The organism is Achromobacter colocynthidis, assembly GCF_057334535.1.
On the sequence record NZ_JBHFIZ010000024.1, the window covers coordinates 460,337 to 476,465 of the forward strand.

At 65.6% G+C, this 16,129-nt stretch carries 13 protein-coding genes; 9 read left to right on the plus strand and 4 right to left on the minus strand.

Annotated features, from left to right (window positions below):
* Positions 1 to 49: 49 nt before the first annotated feature.
* Both ACE04A_RS10740 and ACE04A_RS10745 read right to left on the minus strand, forming a co-directional pair.
* Positions 50 to 1,573 carry a fumarate hydratase gene (locus ACE04A_RS10740; RefSeq protein WP_448715851.1) on the minus strand — a complete coding sequence of 508 codons (1,524 nt, stop codon included), beginning with the start codon at positions 1,571 to 1,573 and terminating at the stop codon, positions 50 to 52.
* Positions 1,574 to 1,735: 162 nt separating this feature from the next.
* Positions 1,736 to 2,503, minus strand: a complete 768-nt coding sequence (locus ACE04A_RS10745) for a crotonase/enoyl-CoA hydratase family protein (protein ID WP_127183572.1) — start codon at positions 2,501 to 2,503, stop codon at positions 1,736 to 1,738.
* A 278-nt stretch (positions 2,504 to 2,781) separates the two neighbouring features.
* Here ACE04A_RS10745 and glyQ point away from each other — a divergent pair, with 278 nt between their 5' ends.
* From glyQ to def, 7 genes are all read left to right on the plus strand, one after another.
* Positions 2,782 to 3,693 (plus strand): glycine--tRNA ligase subunit alpha, encoded by a 912-nt coding sequence (gene glyQ, locus ACE04A_RS10750; RefSeq protein ID WP_046806489.1) that lies wholly within the window; start codon positions 2,782 to 2,784, stop codon positions 3,691 to 3,693.
* Positions 3,694 to 5,832, plus strand: coding sequence for a glycine--tRNA ligase subunit beta (gene glyS, locus ACE04A_RS10755; RefSeq protein ID WP_448715850.1), 2,139 nt, complete (start codon positions 3,694 to 3,696; stop codon positions 5,830 to 5,832).
* Positions 5,829 to 6,368, plus strand: a complete 540-nt coding sequence (gmhB, locus tag ACE04A_RS10760; protein ID WP_279996485.1) for a D-glycero-beta-D-manno-heptose 1,7-bisphosphate 7-phosphatase — start codon at positions 5,829 to 5,831, stop codon at positions 6,366 to 6,368. The genes glyS and gmhB overlap by 4 nt, the downstream gene beginning before the upstream one ends.
* Before the next feature lie 4 nt (positions 6,369 to 6,372).
* Entirely contained in the window at positions 6,373 to 7,095 is a 723-nt protein-coding gene (locus ACE04A_RS10765) for a lysophospholipid acyltransferase family protein (protein WP_259252436.1), read from the plus strand.
* On the plus strand, positions 7,088 to 8,125 hold the full coding sequence (locus ACE04A_RS10770; protein ID WP_279996484.1) for a M48 family metallopeptidase: 1,038 nt from the start codon (positions 7,088 to 7,090) through the stop codon (positions 8,123 to 8,125). Before ACE04A_RS10765 ends, ACE04A_RS10770 begins: the two co-directional genes overlap by 8 nt.
* 75 nt (positions 8,126 to 8,200) lie before the next feature.
* The gene (gene gloA, locus ACE04A_RS10775) at positions 8,201 to 8,596 is read left to right on the plus strand and encodes a lactoylglutathione lyase (RefSeq protein ID WP_006217551.1); all 396 of its coding nucleotides are present in this window, start codon (positions 8,201 to 8,203) and stop codon (positions 8,594 to 8,596) included.
* Between the two features lie 15 nt (positions 8,597 to 8,611).
* Positions 8,612 to 9,145 carry a peptide deformylase gene (gene def / locus ACE04A_RS10780; protein ID WP_259252438.1) on the plus strand — a complete coding sequence of 178 codons (534 nt, stop codon included), beginning with the start codon at positions 8,612 to 8,614 and terminating at the stop codon, positions 9,143 to 9,145.
* On the opposite strand, the gene ACE04A_RS10785 is transcribed toward def, so the two are convergent.
* Complete coding sequence (locus tag ACE04A_RS10785) at positions 9,142 to 11,496, minus strand: acyl-CoA dehydrogenase (protein ID WP_485820106.1); 2,355 nt, start codon at positions 11,494 to 11,496, stop codon at positions 9,142 to 9,144. The two genes, def and ACE04A_RS10785, sit on opposite strands and share 4 nt — an antisense overlap.
* 148 nt (positions 11,497 to 11,644) lie before the next feature.
* On the opposite strand from ACE04A_RS10785, the gene ACE04A_RS10790 reads away from it, so the two are divergent.
* Positions 11,645 to 12,874 (plus strand): spore maturation protein, encoded by a 1,230-nt coding sequence (locus ACE04A_RS10790; RefSeq protein WP_485820107.1) that lies wholly within the window; start codon positions 11,645 to 11,647, stop codon positions 12,872 to 12,874.
* Between the two features lie 47 nt (positions 12,875 to 12,921).
* On the opposite strand, the gene pyk is transcribed toward ACE04A_RS10790, so the two are convergent.
* Positions 12,922 to 14,364, minus strand: a complete 1,443-nt coding sequence (gene pyk, locus ACE04A_RS10795) for a pyruvate kinase (protein WP_259252441.1) — start codon at positions 14,362 to 14,364, stop codon at positions 12,922 to 12,924.
* 105 nt (positions 14,365 to 14,469) lie between these two features.
* Between pyk and ACE04A_RS10800 the strand changes: the two genes are divergently transcribed.
* The gene (locus ACE04A_RS10800; RefSeq protein WP_438859937.1) at positions 14,470 to 15,612 is read left to right on the plus strand and encodes a glycerate kinase; all 1,143 of its coding nucleotides are present in this window, start codon (positions 14,470 to 14,472) and stop codon (positions 15,610 to 15,612) included.
* Positions 15,613 to 16,129: the final 517 nt, after the last annotated feature.

Consider the following 16,129-nt stretch of genomic DNA (forward strand, 5'->3'; position numbering starts at 1 on the left):
TCGCCGAATTAAAAATGGGTGGGTCATACCCACCCACCAAAACCGTCGTTTACGCGACCGCGACCGGAATCTTCCCGATCTTGGCTTGCCATTCCTTCGGACCCGTCGTGTGGACCGAGGTGCCCTTGGCGTCTACCGCCACGGTTACCGGCATGTCCTTCACGTCGAATTCGTAGATGGCTTCCATGCCCAGGTCGGCAAAGCCCAGCACCTTGGCGCCACGAATGGCCTTGGACACCAGGTACGCCGCGCCGCCCACCGCCATCAGATACGCCGAGCCGTGCTTCTTGATGGCTTCAATCGCGACCGGGCCACGTTCGGACTTGCCGATCATCGAGATCAGGCCCGTCTTCTCCAGCATCATGTCGGTGAACTTGTCCATGCGCGTGGCGGTGGTGGGGCCGGCGGGGCCGACCACTTCGTCGCCCACCGGATCCACCGGGCCCACGTAATAGATCACGCGGTTGGTGAAGTCCACGGGCAGCGGCTCGCCCTTGGCCAGCATGTCCTGGATGCGCTTGTGCGCGGCGTCGCGGCCGGTCAGCATCTTGCCCGACAGCAGCAGCGTCTGGCCCGGCTTCCAGCTGGCCACTTCTTCCTTGGTCAGCGTGTTCAGGTCTATCTGCTTGGACTTGTTGTAGTCCGGCGCCCAATGCACTTCCGGCCATTCCGACAGCGACGGCGGATCCAGGCGCGCGGGGCCCGAGCCGTCCAGTTCAAAGTGCGCGTGGCGCGTGGCGGCGCAGTTCGGGATCATCGCAACCGGCTTGGAAGCCGCGTGCGTCGGGAAGGTGCTGATCTTGACGTCCAGCACGGTCGTCAGGCCGCCCAGGCCCTGCGCGCCGATACCCAGCGCGTTGACCTTTTCGTACAGTTCGATGCGCAGCTCTTCCAGCTTGTTCTGCGGGCCACGGGCCAGCAGCTCGTACATGTCGATGTCTTCCATCAACGACTGCTTGGCCATCAGCATGGCTTTTTCAGCGGTGCCGCCGACGCCGATGCCGAGCATGCCCGGCGGGCACCAGCCGGCGCCCATGGTGGGAACGGTCTTCAGCACCCAGTCCACCAGCGAATCGCTGGGGTTCAGCATGGCAAACTTGGATTTGTTTTCCGAACCGCCGCCCTTGGAAGCGATTTGCACGTCGACCTTGTCACCCTGGACAAGCTCGACGTGCAGGATACAGGGCGTGTTGTCGCGCGTGTTCTTGCGCGCGAACAGCGGGTCGTCCAGCACGGAAGCGCGCAGCGGGTTGTCCGGGTTCAGGTAGCCACGGCGCACGCCTTCGTCACACAGTTCCTGCAAGGTGCGCTTGGTATCAAAGCGCACGCTCATGCCGATCTTCAGGAAGACGTTGACGATGCCGGTGTCCTGGCACAGCGGACGCTTGCCTTCGGCGCACATGCGGGAATTGGTCAGGATCTGCGCCATCGCGTCACGCGCGGCGGGGCTTTCCTCGCGCTCGTAGGCGCGCGCCAGATGGCGGATGTAGTCGACGGGGTGGTAGTAGCTGATGAACTGGATGCCATCGGCTATCGACTGGATGAAGTCTTCTTCTTTAATGATGACGGACATGGCGATTTGCGGGTCTAGATGGAAAACATGAAAACGCGGCTGGCACTAACGGCCAACCGCCGTGAAAAGAACAATTTTTGCCGCCGGGCCGCCCCAAGGCAAAAAGCGCCCCCTCGGGGGGCAGCAAGCGAGCGAAGCGAAGTGCGGCGTGGGGGCTCACATTCACTTGCCTTGCCAGACCGGCTTGCGCTTTTCGGCGAAAGCGGTCGCGCCTTCCTTCGCGTCGGCCGACGAAAAGATATGGGCGATCAACGGGCGTTGGCGGTCGAACATGCCTTCCTGTTCCCAATCAACGGCCTGCGACACGATGCTCTTGGCGGTCTGCACGGCCAGCGGGCCGTTTTCGACGATGGCGCGCGCCAGTTCCAACGCACCGGCCAGCGCGCCGCCCGGTTCGGTCAGGCGGTTGACCAGGCCGAACGAATGCGCGCGTTCAGCGGTCAGCATTTCGCCCGTCAGGATCACTTCCATGGCGATGTGATACGGCAGGCGGCGCGGCAAGCGCAGCATGCCGCCGGCGCCTGCCACCAGGCCGCGCTTGACTTCCGGCAGGCCGAACTTGGCGTTGTTGGCGGCCACGATCAGGTCGGAAGCCAAGGCCATTTCGCAGCCACCGGCCAGCGCGTAGCCTTCCACGGCGGCGATCAGCGGCTTCTTGGGCGGGCGTTCGTTCAGACCGGCGAAACCACGGCCTTCAACATAGGGACGCTGCCCGGATTTGGCGAATGCCTTCAAGTCCATGCCCGACGAGAACGTGCCGCCGCCACCCGTCAGGATGCCGATGCGGATGTCGTCGCGGCTGTCCAGTTGGTCCAGCGCGGCGGCCATGGCCTGGGCGGTTTCCAGGTTGATGGCGTTCTTGGCTTCGGGGCGGTTGATCGTGATGATCTGGATGCCGTCGGTAACTTCCACCGTGATCAGGTCTGACATAGGACTGCTCCTTCCGGGATTTCTCGGAATCGGGTTCCGGGTTTTATATAAGACTTGGGACGTAACCCGGAATCATACGACCATTGGTTTCCAGGCGCAGCCGGGCGGCTTCCTGAGCGTCCGCCAGGGGCACACTCGGCCCGCCCGGGGATGCCGTCCGGGCATAGATGTAACCGCCCAGCGGCGCCCGCCAAACGGGACGGCCCCGGGCCAGTTAAAATGCCCGGTTTCCCACGCCCACGGCAGGCCTTGCCCGGCGGTCGAATTCCAAGAATCCTATGCTCACCTTTCAGCAAATCATCCTTACGCTCCAGGAATACTGGGACAAGCAGGGTTGCGCCCTGCTGCAACCCTACGACATGGAAGTCGGCGCCGGCACCTCGCACACGGCCACGTTCCTGCGCGCGATCGGCCCCGAGCCCTGGCGCGCCGCCTACGTGCAGCCGTCGCGTCGCCCCAAGGATGGCCGCTACGGCGAAAACCCCAACCGCCTGCAGCACTATTACCAGTACCAGGTGGTGCTCAAGCCCGCGCCGCCCGACATCCTGGACCTGTACATCGGTTCGCTGAAGGCGCTGGGCATCGACCCCACCCAGCACGACATCCGCTTTGTCGAGGACGACTGGGAAAACCCCACGCTGGGCGCCTGGGGCCTGGGCTGGGAAGTCTGGCTGAATGGCATGGAAGTCACGCAGTTCACCTACTTCCAGCAAGTCGGCGGCCTGGATTGCACGCCGACCACGGGTGAAATTACCTACGGCCTGGAGCGTCTGGCCATGTACCTGCAAGACGTGCAAAGCGTGTACGACCTGGTCTGGACCGAGGGCGCCAACGGCAACCGCGTGCTGTACCGCGACGTGTTCCACCAGAACGAGGTCGAACAATCGACCTACAACTTCGAGCACTCGTCGGCCGACATGCTGTTTGCGCACTTCAACGACTACGAAGCCGAGGCCAAGCGCCTGATGGAAGTGCCCCTGGCGCTGCCGGCCTACGAGGCCGCGCTGAAAGCCGCGCACACCTTCAACATGCTGGATGCGCGCGGCGCGATCAGCGTGACCGAGCGCGCCGCCTACATTGGCCGCATCCGCAACCTGTCGCGCGCCGTCGCGCAGGCTTATTTCGATTCCCGCGAACGACTGGGCTTTCCCATGCTGCGCCGCAATCAGGCCGCCGGGGAGGCTGCATAAATGACGACGAACATCCGCCCGCTGCTGGTCGAACTGCTGACCGAAGAACTCCCGCCCAAGGCCCTGCAAAAGCTGGGCCAGGCCTTTGCCGAAGGCGTGCGCGCCACGCTGGAGCGCCACGGCCTCTTGGCCGAAGGCTGCGCCGTGACCGCGTATTCCACGCCGCGCCGCCTGGCCGTGCACCTGTCCGCCGTGCTGGCGCAGGCGCCCGACCAGCCCTATGCCGAAAAGCTGATGCCCGCCAAGATCGGCCTGACCGAAGACGGCAAGGCTACCCCGGCGCTGCAAAAGAAGCTGGCCGCCAAGGGCCTGGAAAATATCGACCTGGCCACACTGGACCGCGAATCCGACGGCAAGCAGGACTACCTGGTGGCTCGTGGTACCGCCCCCGGTTCGTCGCTGGCCGCCGGCTTGCAGGAAGGCATCGACACAGCGTTGAACAGCCTGCCGATCCCCAAGGTGATGCGTTATCAATTGGCCGACGGCGTCACCACCGTCAAGTTCGTGCGCCCGGCGCACGGCCTGGTTGCGCTCTTCGGCGCCGACGTGGTGCCGGTATCCGCGCTGGGCATGCAGGCCGGCCGCGACACGCTGGGCCACCGCTTCATGTGCGCGGGCCCGGTATCGTTCACCGATGCCGATTCCTACGCCGCCACGCTGGCTGAGAAGGGCCGCGTCGTGGCATCCTTCGAAGGTCGCCGCGACGACATCCAGCGCCAATTGCTGGACCATGCCGGCCGCCTGTCGGCCACGCTGGGCGACGACCCGGAAGTGGCCGCGCTGCTGGACGAAGTAACGGCGCTGGTCGAACACCCCACCGTCTATGTGGGTCAGTTTGAAGAGCAGTTCCTGCAAGTGCCGCAGGAATGCCTGATCCTGACCATGCGCTTGAACCAGAAGTACTTCCCGCTGTTCGACCCGGCCACCGGCCGCCTGACGCACCGCTTCCTGATCGTGAGCAACATGCACACGGACAAGCCGGTGAACATCGTCGAAGGCAACCAGCGCGTGGTGCGCCCGCGCCTGGCGGATGCGCAGTTCTTCTTCGAAACCGACCGCAAGACGCCGCTGGCCTCGCGCGTGGAACAACTGGGTTCCATCGTTTATCACAACAAGCTGGGCACCCAGCTTGAGCGTGTCGAGCGCGTGCGCGCCATCGCGCGTGGCGTGGCCGAGCAACTGGACGGCGACGTTAACGCCGCCGACCGCGCCGCCATGCTGGCCAAGGCCGACCTGGGTTCGAACATGGTGGGCGAATTCCCCGAGCTGCAAGGCATCATGGGCGCCTACTACGCAGCGGGTGACGGCGAGCCGGCCAGCGTCGTCGAGGCGCTGCGCACGCAGTACCGCAACCGCTACGACGCCCCCGTCACGCAAGACACCCTGACCGCCGCCACGCTGTTCATCGCCGAGCGCGTGGAAACGCTGGTCGGCATCTGGGCCATCGGCTTGGCGCCCACGGGCGAACGCGACCCCTTCGGCCTGCGCCGCGCGGCGCTTGGCCTGATCAGCGCGTTTGAACAATTGGCGGCCGGTGGCTGGCTGAAGGTCAGCCAGGACGGCCCGCTGTCGCTCAACGGCCTGCTGGAACTGGCTGCGGGCACGTTCCCCGCCGGCAAGATCCCGGCCGACACGCTGGCTGAAGTGCGCACCTTCATTTACGAGCGCTACCGCAACCAGCTCATCAACGACTTCGACCGCAATGCGGTGGAAGCCGTGATTGCGCTGACGCCGCCGCTGCATCAGGTGGCCGAGCGCGTGCGCGCCGCCGCCGCCTTCGCGCAACTGCCCGAAGCCGCCAGCCTGGCCGCCGCCAACAAGCGCATCGGCAACCTGCTGAAGAAGGCCGAAGGCGAGATCGGCGCGGTGAACGAGGCCGCCCTGGTCGAACCCGCGGAAAAAGCGCTGGCCGCCACCGTCGCCCAGCTGCGCCCGCAAGCCGAAGCCCAATTGGCCGCGGGCGACTTTGCCGGCAGCCTGTCCACGCTGGCGCAAGCCCGCGAACCGGTGGACGCCTTCTTTGCCGACGTCATGGTCATGGCCGAAGACCCGGCCGTGCGCGCCAACCGCCTGGCGTTGTTGAGCCAGTTGCATGGCCTGATGAACCAGGTGGCCGACATTTCCAGGCTGGCACAGTGAAACTCATCATCCTAGACCGCGACGGCGTCATCAATCAGGACAGCGATGCGTTCGTCAAGAATCCCGACGAATGGATTGCCCTGCCCGGCAGCCTGCAAGCCATCGCCCGGCTGACGCAGGCCGACTGGAAGGTGGTGGTTGCCACCAACCAGTCCGGCCTGGCGCGCGGCCTGTTCGACATGGACACGCTGACCGCCATCCACACCAAGATGCGGCGTGAACTGGCCGCCGTGGGCGGCGCGGTCGACGCGGTGTTCCTGTGCCCGCACGGGCCGGATGACAACTGCACCTGCCGCAAGCCGCGTCCCGGGCTGTTCGAACAGATCGGGCACCGCTACGACATCAACCTGGCCGGCGTGCCGGCGGTGGGCGATTCGCTGCGCGACCTGCAGGCGTCGTCCGCCGTGGGTTGCGCGCCGTGGCTGGTGCAAACCGGCAACGGCAAGAAGACGCTGGCCAAGGGCGGCCTGCCCGAGAACACACGCGTGTGCGAAGACCTGTCGGCCGTGGTCGACATTCTGCTTCAGGACAATTGATTCAATGGCCCGCCTACGTTCGCTGCTGTATTTCCTGTTCCTGGCCGTCACGGTCATCCCCTACGCTTTCCTCTGCATCCTGTGGGCGCCGCTGCCGCTGCACTTGCGTTACAAGCTGACGGCGGGCTGGCCGCGCCTGGCCATCTGGGGCGCCAAGGTGTTCTGCGGTATCCGCTGGCAGGTCAAGGGCTGGGAAAACCTGCCCGAGGGCCCGGCGGTGATACTGTCCAAGCACCAATCGGCCTGGGAAACCCTGTTCTTCCCGGCGCACATGCCGCGCGAGGTGTGCTTCGTCTACAAGAAAGAACTGCACATGGTGCCGTTCTTCGGCTGGGGCCTGGCGCTGCTGCGCATGATTGCCATTGACCGCTCCAAGGGCCGTGATGCTTTCGAGCAGGTGGTCAAGCAAGGCCAGACGCGCATGGACGAAGGCCGCTGGCCGCTGCTGTTTCCCGAAGGCACGCGCGTGCCGCCGGGCAAGACGGCGCGCTTCAAGATGGGCGGGGCGCTGCTGGCGTCGCGCACCGGCGCGGTCGTCATTCCCGTGGCGCATAACGCCGGCGAGTGCTGGCGGCGCAATGCTTTCGTCAAATACCCCGGCATGGTTACCCTGTCGATCGGTCCCGCGATAGAATCCAAAGGACTCTCCCCCGACGAACTGAACCAGAAGGTTCAGGACTGGATCGAAGGGGAAATGCGGCGTCTCAACCCCGAAAGGTATGCCTAGCACTGATCAGCTCGAACTCCTGTTCGACGTACAAGACCACGACGCGCCCCAAGGCGCGTCGCCACTGATCGCGCTCCAGGGCGCGTCGCCGCTGATCGCCACGCCGAAGCCGCCTGCCGCGCGGCCCGAGCCCGCCTCCCAGGCGGACAGCCCGCAGCCCGTCACCCCCACCAACTTGTTTCCCGACGCCGCCACGGCCGACACGCCCAAGGGCGAGCCGCTGCTGACGCTGTCGCCCAATGCCTCGTCGCGAGTGCCCACGCCCTGTCCGGATCCGCTGCCGCCCGGCGCGCGCTGGCGTGAAGTGCCCACCGAACAGCAGCCGATTGGTTTCGTGCTGCTGCGCTCGCGCCGGCGCAGCATTGGTTTTGTCATTACCGACGACGGCCTGCGGGTGACGGCGCCCAGTTGGGTCACGCTGACACAGATTGACGACGCGGTGCGCGAGAAAGCCCGCTGGATCCTCACCAAGCTGCGCGAATGGCATGCCCGCAAGCAGCAACTGGCCATCGCGCACACGCGCTGGCAGGCCGGTGGCGAACTGCCTTACCTGGGCAAGCGCATCGTGCTTGGCGTGGGTGGCGACAGCCGCCAGTCCCGGTTGTCCGGCGATGCCGACGCACCGCAAGACGGCGACACCCTGTTGCTGGCGCTGCCGTCCGCGGCCGATCAAAGCCGTATCCGCGATGCGGCGCAAGCCTGGTTGCAGCAGCGCGCCGGCGCCTGGTTCGGCGCGCGGCTGGCGCATTTTTTGCAGATCAGCGGCCTGAAGATCCGCCGCTGGCGGCTGTCGTCGGCGGCCACGCGCTGGGGCTCCTGCACCAGCGACGGCAACATCATGCTGAACTGGCGCCTGATTCATTTCGCGCCCGGCATCATTGATTACGTCATCGCGCATGAACTCGCGCATCTGCGCGAGATGAACCACAGCCAGGACTTCTGGCGCGAAGTGGGCCAGATCCTGCCCGACTTCGAAGACGCCAAGAACATCCTGCGGCGTCACGACCCGGCTTCGCTGCCTCAGTTCTAAGACGCTTTATTCGGAAAAGCACCGGCGCCCTCCTGGTTCTTTCCCCAACCCCTCATCGCTTTAAGGAAGATTTCCATGCGTATGCTCCACACCATGCTGCGAGTCGGCAACCTCGACAAGTCCATCGATTTCTACACCAACGTGCTCGGCATGCGCGTCCTGCGCCGCAACGACTACCCGGACGGCAAGTTCACGCTGGCCTTCGTGGGCTATCAGGACGAGTCCGAAGGCGCGGTCATTGAACTGACCCACAACTGGGACACCGACAAGTACGACCTGGGCAACGGCTACGGCCACATCGCGCTGGAAGTCGACAACGCCTATGAAGCCTGTGACAAGGTCAAGGAACGCGGCGGCAAGGTCACCCGCGAAGCCGGCCCGATGAAGCACGGCAAGACCGTGATCGCGTTCGTGGAAGACCCGGACGGCTACAAGATCGAGTTCATCCAGAAGAAAGGCCGTCAGGACTAAGCAGGAAAGCCCGCCATGATCCACCCCATCCTGAAAATGGGCGACCCGCGCCTCTTGCGCGTGGCCCCGCCGGTGGAGCGCTTCGATACGCCCGAACTGCACGCCCTGATCGACGACATGTTTGAAACCATGGCGGCCGCGCAGGGCGTGGGGCTGGCCGCGCCGCAGATCGGCGTGGACCTGCAAGTGGTGATCTTCGGCTTTGAGCGTAACGAGCGCTACCCGGACGCGCCGCCCGTGCCGCAGACCATCCTGTGCAACCCGGTCATCACGCCGCTGTCGGACGAGATGCAAGACGGCTGGGAAGGCTGCCTGTCGGTGCCCGGCCTGCGCGGGCTGGTGCCGCGCTATCGCCACATCCGCTATAGCGGCCGCGACCCGTACGGCCAGTTGATCGAGCGCGAAGCCGAAGGCTTCCACGCCCGCGTGGTGCAGCATGAATGCGACCACCTGATCGGCCGCCTGTACCCGTCGCGCATCCAGGATTTCTCGAAGTTCGGCTTCACGGAAATCCTGTTCCCCGGCATGGACCCGAACGCGGACGATTAAGCGTCCGGTTCGGGGTCCGGGTTCGCCTTGGGCTTCGCTTCCGGATTTGCTTCGGGATGTGCCCCGGCGGCCGCATCGGGTGTGTGTGCCGCCTGCGGCGACAGCGCTTCCGGCGCAAAATCATCCACCTGCAAGACCTTCAACACCAAGGCCTCGGCCGCTTCCAACTGCGCGGCCTGCGCATCGGTAACGGCGCCACGCTGATGCGCCTCGCGCCAATTGCGCACGTTCGACTGGCGCAGACGGTCGCGCAGGGGCTGCACGGACTCCACCAGCGCAAACGCGCGGGTCAGGTCCGCCAAGGGGTCGCTGCCCGCGCGGCCACCGCCCAACAGCACGCCGGCCTCCGGCCCGGTGCCGCTACTGGGTTCCCGTTGCAAGTCCGCCGCCAGCCGCGCATGCGTGGGCGACGGCTTCAACAGAAGCTCGGCGCAGGCGCGCGTCAAGGCGTCATCCGGGCCCCGCGCCAGGCGCAGCGGCAGGATGGCGGCGCGCAAGCCCCAGGCCATCACCCGCCCCGGCAGATTGCGCAGCACTTCATCCAGGCTTTTTTCGATGCTGGCGTAACCCTGCGCCATGCACCAATGCACCAGCGGCAGGTCGTCGTGCTTGCGGCCTTCGTCTTCCCAGCGCTTGAGCACCGCCGACAGCAGGTAGAGCTGCGACAGGACGTCGCCCAGGCGCGCCGAGATCATCTCGCGCCGCTTCAGCCCGCCGCCCAACTGCGCCAAGGTGGCGTCGGCCAACAGCGCGAAGCCCGATGCATAGCGCCCCAGCCGCCGATAGTGGCCCGCCGTGGGGCCGGACACCGGCGATGGCGCCAGCAAGCCGCCCGTCCACGCGCGGCCGATGGCGCGCAGCGCGTTCTTGCCGGCGTGCCGCAAGTGGCGCCAGAAGACATCGTGAAAGACCTCGATGCCGCGTTCTTCGTCGGGGTTGGCCAGCGCCATCATTTCCGGCATCAGGTACGGATGCGCGCGGATGGCGCCCTGCCCGAAGATGATCAGGTTGCGCGTCAGGATGTTGGCGCCTTCGACCGTGATCGCAATGGGTACCGCGCGATACAGCGCGCCCAGGTAGTTGCTGGGCCCGTCCATGACGGCACGCCCGGCGTGCACGTCCATCGCGGCGTTGACGGATTCGCGCATGCATTCGGTGGCGTGGTATTTCATGATGCCCGACACGACGGCGGGCTTCACGTCCTGGTTCAGCGCGGCGCAGGTCAGGCGCCGCGCGGCTTCAACCAGATAGGCGTTGCCCGCCAGACGGGCCAGTTGTTCCTGTACGCCTTCAAACTTGCCGATGGGAATGCCGAACTGCTCGCGCACCCGGGCGTACATGCCCGTGGTGTGCGCGCACATGACGGCCGCCGCGGCCGACAGCGACGGCAGCGAAATGCCGCGCCCCGCCGCCAGCGCGCTCATCAGCATCTGCCAGCCCTGGCCGGCACGCGCCTCGCCGCCGATCAGCGCGTCCAGGGGCACGAATACGTCGTGGCCTTGGTTGGGGCCGTTCTGAAACACCTGCATCGCTGGCAGATGGCGCCGCCCGATCTCCACGCCCGGCGCCTCGGTGGGCACCAGCGCCACCGAAATTCCGATGTCCTTGGGGCCGCCCAGAATGCCATCGGGGTCCGACATCTTGAACGCCAGCCCCAGCACCGTGGCCACAGGCCCCAAGGTGATGTAGCGCTTGTGCCAATTAAGACGGATGCCAATGAGTTCGCGGCCATCCACCACCTGGCGGCACACCACGCCGGTATCCACCATGGACGCGGCATCCGAGCCCGCTTCGGGGCTGGTCAGGCCAAAGCACGGCACTTCGCGGCCGTCGGCCAGGCGCGGAAGCCAGTAATCGCGCTGCGCGGGCGTGCCGAACTGCATCAGCAATTCGCCCGGCCCCAATGAATTGGGCACCATGACCGTGACGCCCGCCGTGATCGAATAGGCGGAAATGCGCCGCACCACTTCGGAATGCGCATAGGGCGAAAAGCCCAGGCCACCGTAGCGGCGCGGAATGATCATGCCGAAAAAGCGTTGCGCTTTCAGGAAGTCCCACACGCGCGGGGGCAGGTCACGCCGGTTCCAGGTGATGTCCCATTCGTCCAGCATGGCGCATAGCTGCGCCACGGGGCCGTCGATGAACGCCTGTTCCTGCGGGGTGAGCGTGGCGACGGGCACGTCCAGCAGCTTCTGCCAATCGGGGTTGCCGGTGAACAGGGCGGCGTCCCACCACGAGTCTCCGGCCTCGATGGCCTCGCGCTCGGTTGCCGACATGGGCGGCAAGGCGTTGCGCGCCCAGCGATACGCGGGTTCCGTGATGCGGCGACGGCGCCAGGCATTGAAGTCCATGAGTGTCCCTCACTGTTATGGCCCTAGGGCGTGTCGGTGCAAAGTACCAGAATTGACAGCGCGCGGCCAAGCTCGCAAGGGCTGACTCTGCGACAATGAGCGTCCCCGCGCTGGTGCGCAATCAACCGCTATCCGGGCATCGCCACGCATGCTGAACAAACTCTGGCTGGGCTTCTTCCTGACCGCCGCCGCCGCCGCGCTCTACCGCTGGCTGGCCATTGGAGACCCCGACGTCTTCCGCCTGATGGTGGCCAGCCTGTTCGACATGGCGCGTGTGTCGGTGGAAGTCATGGTGCTGCTTTTCGGCACGCTGACGCTGTGGCTGGGTTTCCTGCGCATTGCCGAACGCGCCGGGCTGGTGGAAAAATTGGCGCACCTCTTGGGGCCGCTGTTTGCGCGCTTGATGCCCGAGGTGCCGCGCAACCATCCGGCAGTCGGCCTGATCACGCTGAACTTCGCCGCCAACGGCCTGGGGCTGGACAACGCCGCCACGCCGATCGGCCTGCGCGCCATGCGCGAACTGCAATCGCTGAACCCCACGCCGGAGACCGCCAGCAACGCGCAGATTCTGTTTCTGGTGCTGAATGCGTCGTCGCTGACGCTGCTGCCCGTCACCCTGTTCATGTTCCGCGCGCAACAGGGCGCGGCCGATCCCACCCTGGTGTTCCTGCCCATTCTGCTGGCGACCAGCGCGTCGACGCTGGCCGGCTTCCTGGCCGTGGCCGCGTGCCAGCGCCTGCGCTTGACCGACCCCATCGTGATGCTTTGGCTGGGCGGCGCGGCGCTGGTGTTGGGCGGCTTCATGGCGCTGTTGGCCAGCATGTCGGCGGCGGCGATTGCGTCGCTGTCCTCGCTCATGGGCAACCTGGCGCTGTTCGGCATCCTGCTGGCGTTTCTGGTCGTGGGCGCGTGGAAAAAGGTGCCGGTCTATGAAGCGTTCATCGACGGCGCCAAGGAAGGCTTCGACATCGCCAAGAGCCTGCTGCCGTACCTGGTGGCCATGCTGTGCGCCGTGGGCGTGCTGCGCGCATCGGGCGCGCTGGATTTTCTGTTGGACGGTATCCGCTGGATTACGCTGCAGGCCGGCTGGGACACGCGATTCGTTGACGCCCTGCCCACCGCGCTGGTCAAGCCGTTCTCGGGCAGCGCGGCCCGCGCGATGATGCTTGAGACCATGACGCACTACGGCGTGGACAGCTTTCCCGCGCTGCTGGCGGCCGTGATGCAGGGCAGCACGGAAACCACCTTCTACGTGCTGGCGGTGTACTTCGGGTCGGTGGGAATTTTGCGCGCGCGCCACGCGGTGGGTTGCGCGCTGGTGGCCGATGCGGCCGGCGTGATGGCCGCCATCGGCGTGTGCTACTGGTTCTTCGGCTAAAAGTTAAGGGCTAAGCGGGGCAGCAAGTGCCCCGCCCTGCCCTTGCGTCAATCCACCATCAGGATCTTCATGCCGTTGGTGCCGCCGCTGTCGCGGTAGAAGTCACCCTTGGTCAGGATGACCCAGTCGCCCGTCTTCACCAGATTGCGCTTGCGCAGTTCTTCAATGGCGGCCTCGCTGAGCTCGGCCGGTTCGTAGTCCGACGGCGCGAACGGAATGGTGTAGACGCCACGGAACATCGCCACGCGATTCTGCGTCAGGCTGTGCGGGCTGTAGCAGTAGATCGGCACGCCCGAACGGATGCGCGACATGATCAGCGGGGTGTGCCCGCTTTCGGTCAACGCGATGATGGCCTTCACGCCGGGGAAGTGGTTGGCCGCGTACATGGCCGCCAGCGCGATGGTTTCATCGCAGCGCGTGAAGGTTTCGCCCATGCGGTGGTGCGACACGGTGGACGTCGGGTGCTTTTCCGCACCCAGGCAAACGCGCGCCATGGCTTGCACGGTTTCAACGGGATACTGGCCCGACGCGCTTTCGGCCGACAGCATCACGGCGTCGGTGTAATCCAGCACCGCGTTGGCCACGTCCGACACTTCGGCGCGCGTGGGCATGGGGCTGGAAATCATGGATTCCATCATCTGCGTCGCGGTGATGACCACCTTGTTCAGCGTGCGCGCGTGCTGAATGATGCGTTTCTGAATGCCCACCAATTCCGCGTCGCCCACTTCCACGCCCAGGTCGCCGCGCGCCACCATCACGCCATCGCTGGCGCGGATGAGCGAGTCCAGCGCTTCGTCATCGGCCACGGCCTCGGCGCGTTCGATCTTGGCGATGATCCAGGCCTGGCTGCCGGCTTCGGCCAGCAAGGCACGGGCTTCGTCGATGTCGCTGCCATAGCGTGGGAACGACACCGCCACATAATCCAGTTCCATCTCGGCGGCCAGCTTGATGTCGACGCGGTCCTTGTCGGTCAGGCTGGGTGCGGACAAACCGCCGCCACGGCGGTTGATGCCCTTGTTGTTCGACAAGGGGCCGCCCACCGTCACCGTGGTGTGGACTTCGTCGCCTTCAACGCGGTCCACCACCAGCACGACGCGGCCGTCGTCCAGCAAGAGCTCGTCGCCCACGCGGCAATCGGTGACCAGTTCGGGGTAGTCGATGCCGACGATGCTGGCTGTACCGGCATCCTTCGGATGCACGCGCGACAGCGTGAACGGCTGGCCGACTTGCAACTGCACCAGCTTGTCGGTGAAACGCGCGATGCGGATCTTCGGGCCTTGCAGATCGCCCATGATGGCGACGAAGCGGCCTTGCTGGGCAGCGATGTCGCGCACCAACTGTGCGCGGGCGCGATGGTCGTCCGCGCTGCCATGCGAGAAGTTCAAACGGGCCACATCCAGGCCCGCGCGGATCAACGCTTCAATGCGTTCGGGCGTCGACGTCGAAGGCCCCAGGGTGGCAACAATTTTGGTGCGGCGCAATACAGGCATGACGGTCCACTCTCGCAAAAACAACGAAAGCGCTATGGTACGCCGCCTGCGTCGGCACGGGTATCATGGTCAGCACTCCGACCCATAACCAGCCTCTCCGACACCGTGAAAATCGTCATTGCTCCCGACTCTTTCAAAGAAAGCGTTTCCGCGCCTGACGCGGCGGCGGCCATTGCACGCGGCGTGAAAGCCGCCTGCCCCGGCGCCCACACTGTCTGCATTCCCATGGCCGACGGCGGCGAAGGCACGGTTGAAGCCGTGCTGGCCGCAACCGGAGGGAAGGCGCGGCAGCTTACGGTGAACGATGCGCTGGGCTACAAGGTCGACGCCGTCTGGGGTTTGTTGGAAGACGGCACCGCGGTAATTGAAATGGCGGCGGCCGCGGGGCTTGAACTGATCTCGCCATCCAAGCGAGACCCGATGCGCGCCAGCAGCCACGGCGTGGGCGAGCTGATGCTGGCCGCCGTCAACGCGGGCGCCACGCGCATCATTCTGGGTCTGGGCGGGTCGGCCACGAACGACGCGGGCGCCGGCATGCTGACGGCGCTGGGCGTGCGCTTGATGGATGCCGCCGGCAACAGCCTGCCACCCGGCGGCGGCGCGCTGGGCAAACTGGCCAGCATCGACACGCGCGGGATGGACCCGCGTTTGGCCAAGATTCGTATCGATATCGCTTCGGATGTGGACAACCCGCTGTGCGGGCCGCAGGGTGCCTCGCATGTGTTCGGGCCGCAAAAAGGCGCCACGCCGGAACAGGTGTTGGCGTTGGACCAGATGCTGTCGAATTTCGCAGATGTCTGCGCGCGGCATCTAGGCGTGGACCATCGCAACGAAGCCGGCGCAGGCGCGGCGGGCGGCCTGGGCTTTGCCGCCAAGGCGTTCCTGCAGGCGCACTTTCGCCCAGGCGTGGAAATCGTGGCGGAATTGGGCCGCCTGGCTGAAGCCGTCGAAGGCGCCACGTTGGTGTTCACCGGCGAAGGCCGCATGGACGCCCAAACCTTGCGCGGAAAAACCCCGGCCGGCGTCGCCAAAATCGCGCAGCAAGCCGGCGTGCCGGTCGTGGCGTTGGCGGGGTCGCTAGGTGACGGCTACGAAGCGCTGCACGCCGGCGGCATCACCGCCGCCTTCAGCCTGGCCCCCGGCCCCATCACCTTGCAGCAAGCGCTGACAGACGCAGAGAAACTGCTGACGGAGCGCGCCAGAGACGTCATGCAGCTATGGATGGCAGCGCAGAAACGGATGCTGTGAGCGATGAAGCGCGGGAAGGCGGGCAGAAGGGAAATGACGCCGGTCGCGCGTAACCCATCGGGCGGCGTCGGCGGTGTGGCTGATCCCGGTTCGAAATCCAGCGATGCCTATGTGGCGGATTCCGCCTTAATTTCACCTTCGTCTGATGGGCTTCGCGCGTTGGGCGTCTGCTCAATATTGACGTGATCTTCGCGCTGCACCCATCCTACATGGCAACGTCTCTTGGTCCGGCGCTGGCTATGTGGCGGATTCTGGATTTAATTCCACCTTCGTCTGATGGGTTTCGCGCGTTGGGCGTCTGCTCATTATTGACGTGATCTTCGCGCTGCACCCATCCTACATGGCAACGTTTCTTGGTTGGTCGTAGGATGGGTGAAGCGCGGGAAGGCGGGCAGAAGGGAAATGACGCCGATCGCGCGTAACCCATCGGGCGGCGTCGGCGGTGTGGCTGATCCCGGTTCGAAATCCAGCGATGCCTATGTGGCGGATTCCGCCTTAATTCCACCTTCGTTTGATG

Bases quoted from the DNA above. Each gene is read 5' to 3' on its own strand.
- ACE04A_RS10740 (WP_448715851.1), bottom strand. From the start codon at position 1,573: ATGTCCGTCATCATTAAAGAAGAAGACTTCATCCAGTCGATAGCCGAT.
- ACE04A_RS10745 (WP_127183572.1), bottom strand. From the start codon at position 2,503: ATGTCAGACCTGATCACGGTGGAAGTTACCGACGGCATCCAGATCATC.
- glyQ (WP_046806489.1), top strand. From the start codon at position 2,782: ATGCTCACCTTTCAGCAAATCATCCTTACGCTCCAGGAATACTGGGAC.
- glyS (WP_448715850.1), top strand. From the start codon at position 3,694: ATGACGACGAACATCCGCCCGCTGCTGGTCGAACTGCTGACCGAAGAA.
- ACE04A_RS10765 (WP_259252436.1), top strand. From the start codon at position 6,373: ATGGCCCGCCTACGTTCGCTGCTGTATTTCCTGTTCCTGGCCGTCACG.
- ACE04A_RS10770 (WP_279996484.1), top strand. From the start codon at position 7,088: ATGCCTAGCACTGATCAGCTCGAACTCCTGTTCGACGTACAAGACCAC.
- gloA (WP_006217551.1), top strand. From the start codon at position 8,201: ATGCGTATGCTCCACACCATGCTGCGAGTCGGCAACCTCGACAAGTCC.
- def (WP_259252438.1), top strand. From the start codon at position 8,612: ATGATCCACCCCATCCTGAAAATGGGCGACCCGCGCCTCTTGCGCGTG.
- ACE04A_RS10785 (WP_485820106.1), bottom strand. From the start codon at position 11,496: ATGGACTTCAATGCCTGGCGCCGTCGCCGCATCACGGAACCCGCGTAT.
- ACE04A_RS10790 (WP_485820107.1), top strand. From the start codon at position 11,645: ATGCTGAACAAACTCTGGCTGGGCTTCTTCCTGACCGCCGCCGCCGCC.
- pyk (WP_259252441.1), bottom strand. From the start codon at position 14,364: ATGCCTGTATTGCGCCGCACCAAAATTGTTGCCACCCTGGGGCCTTCG.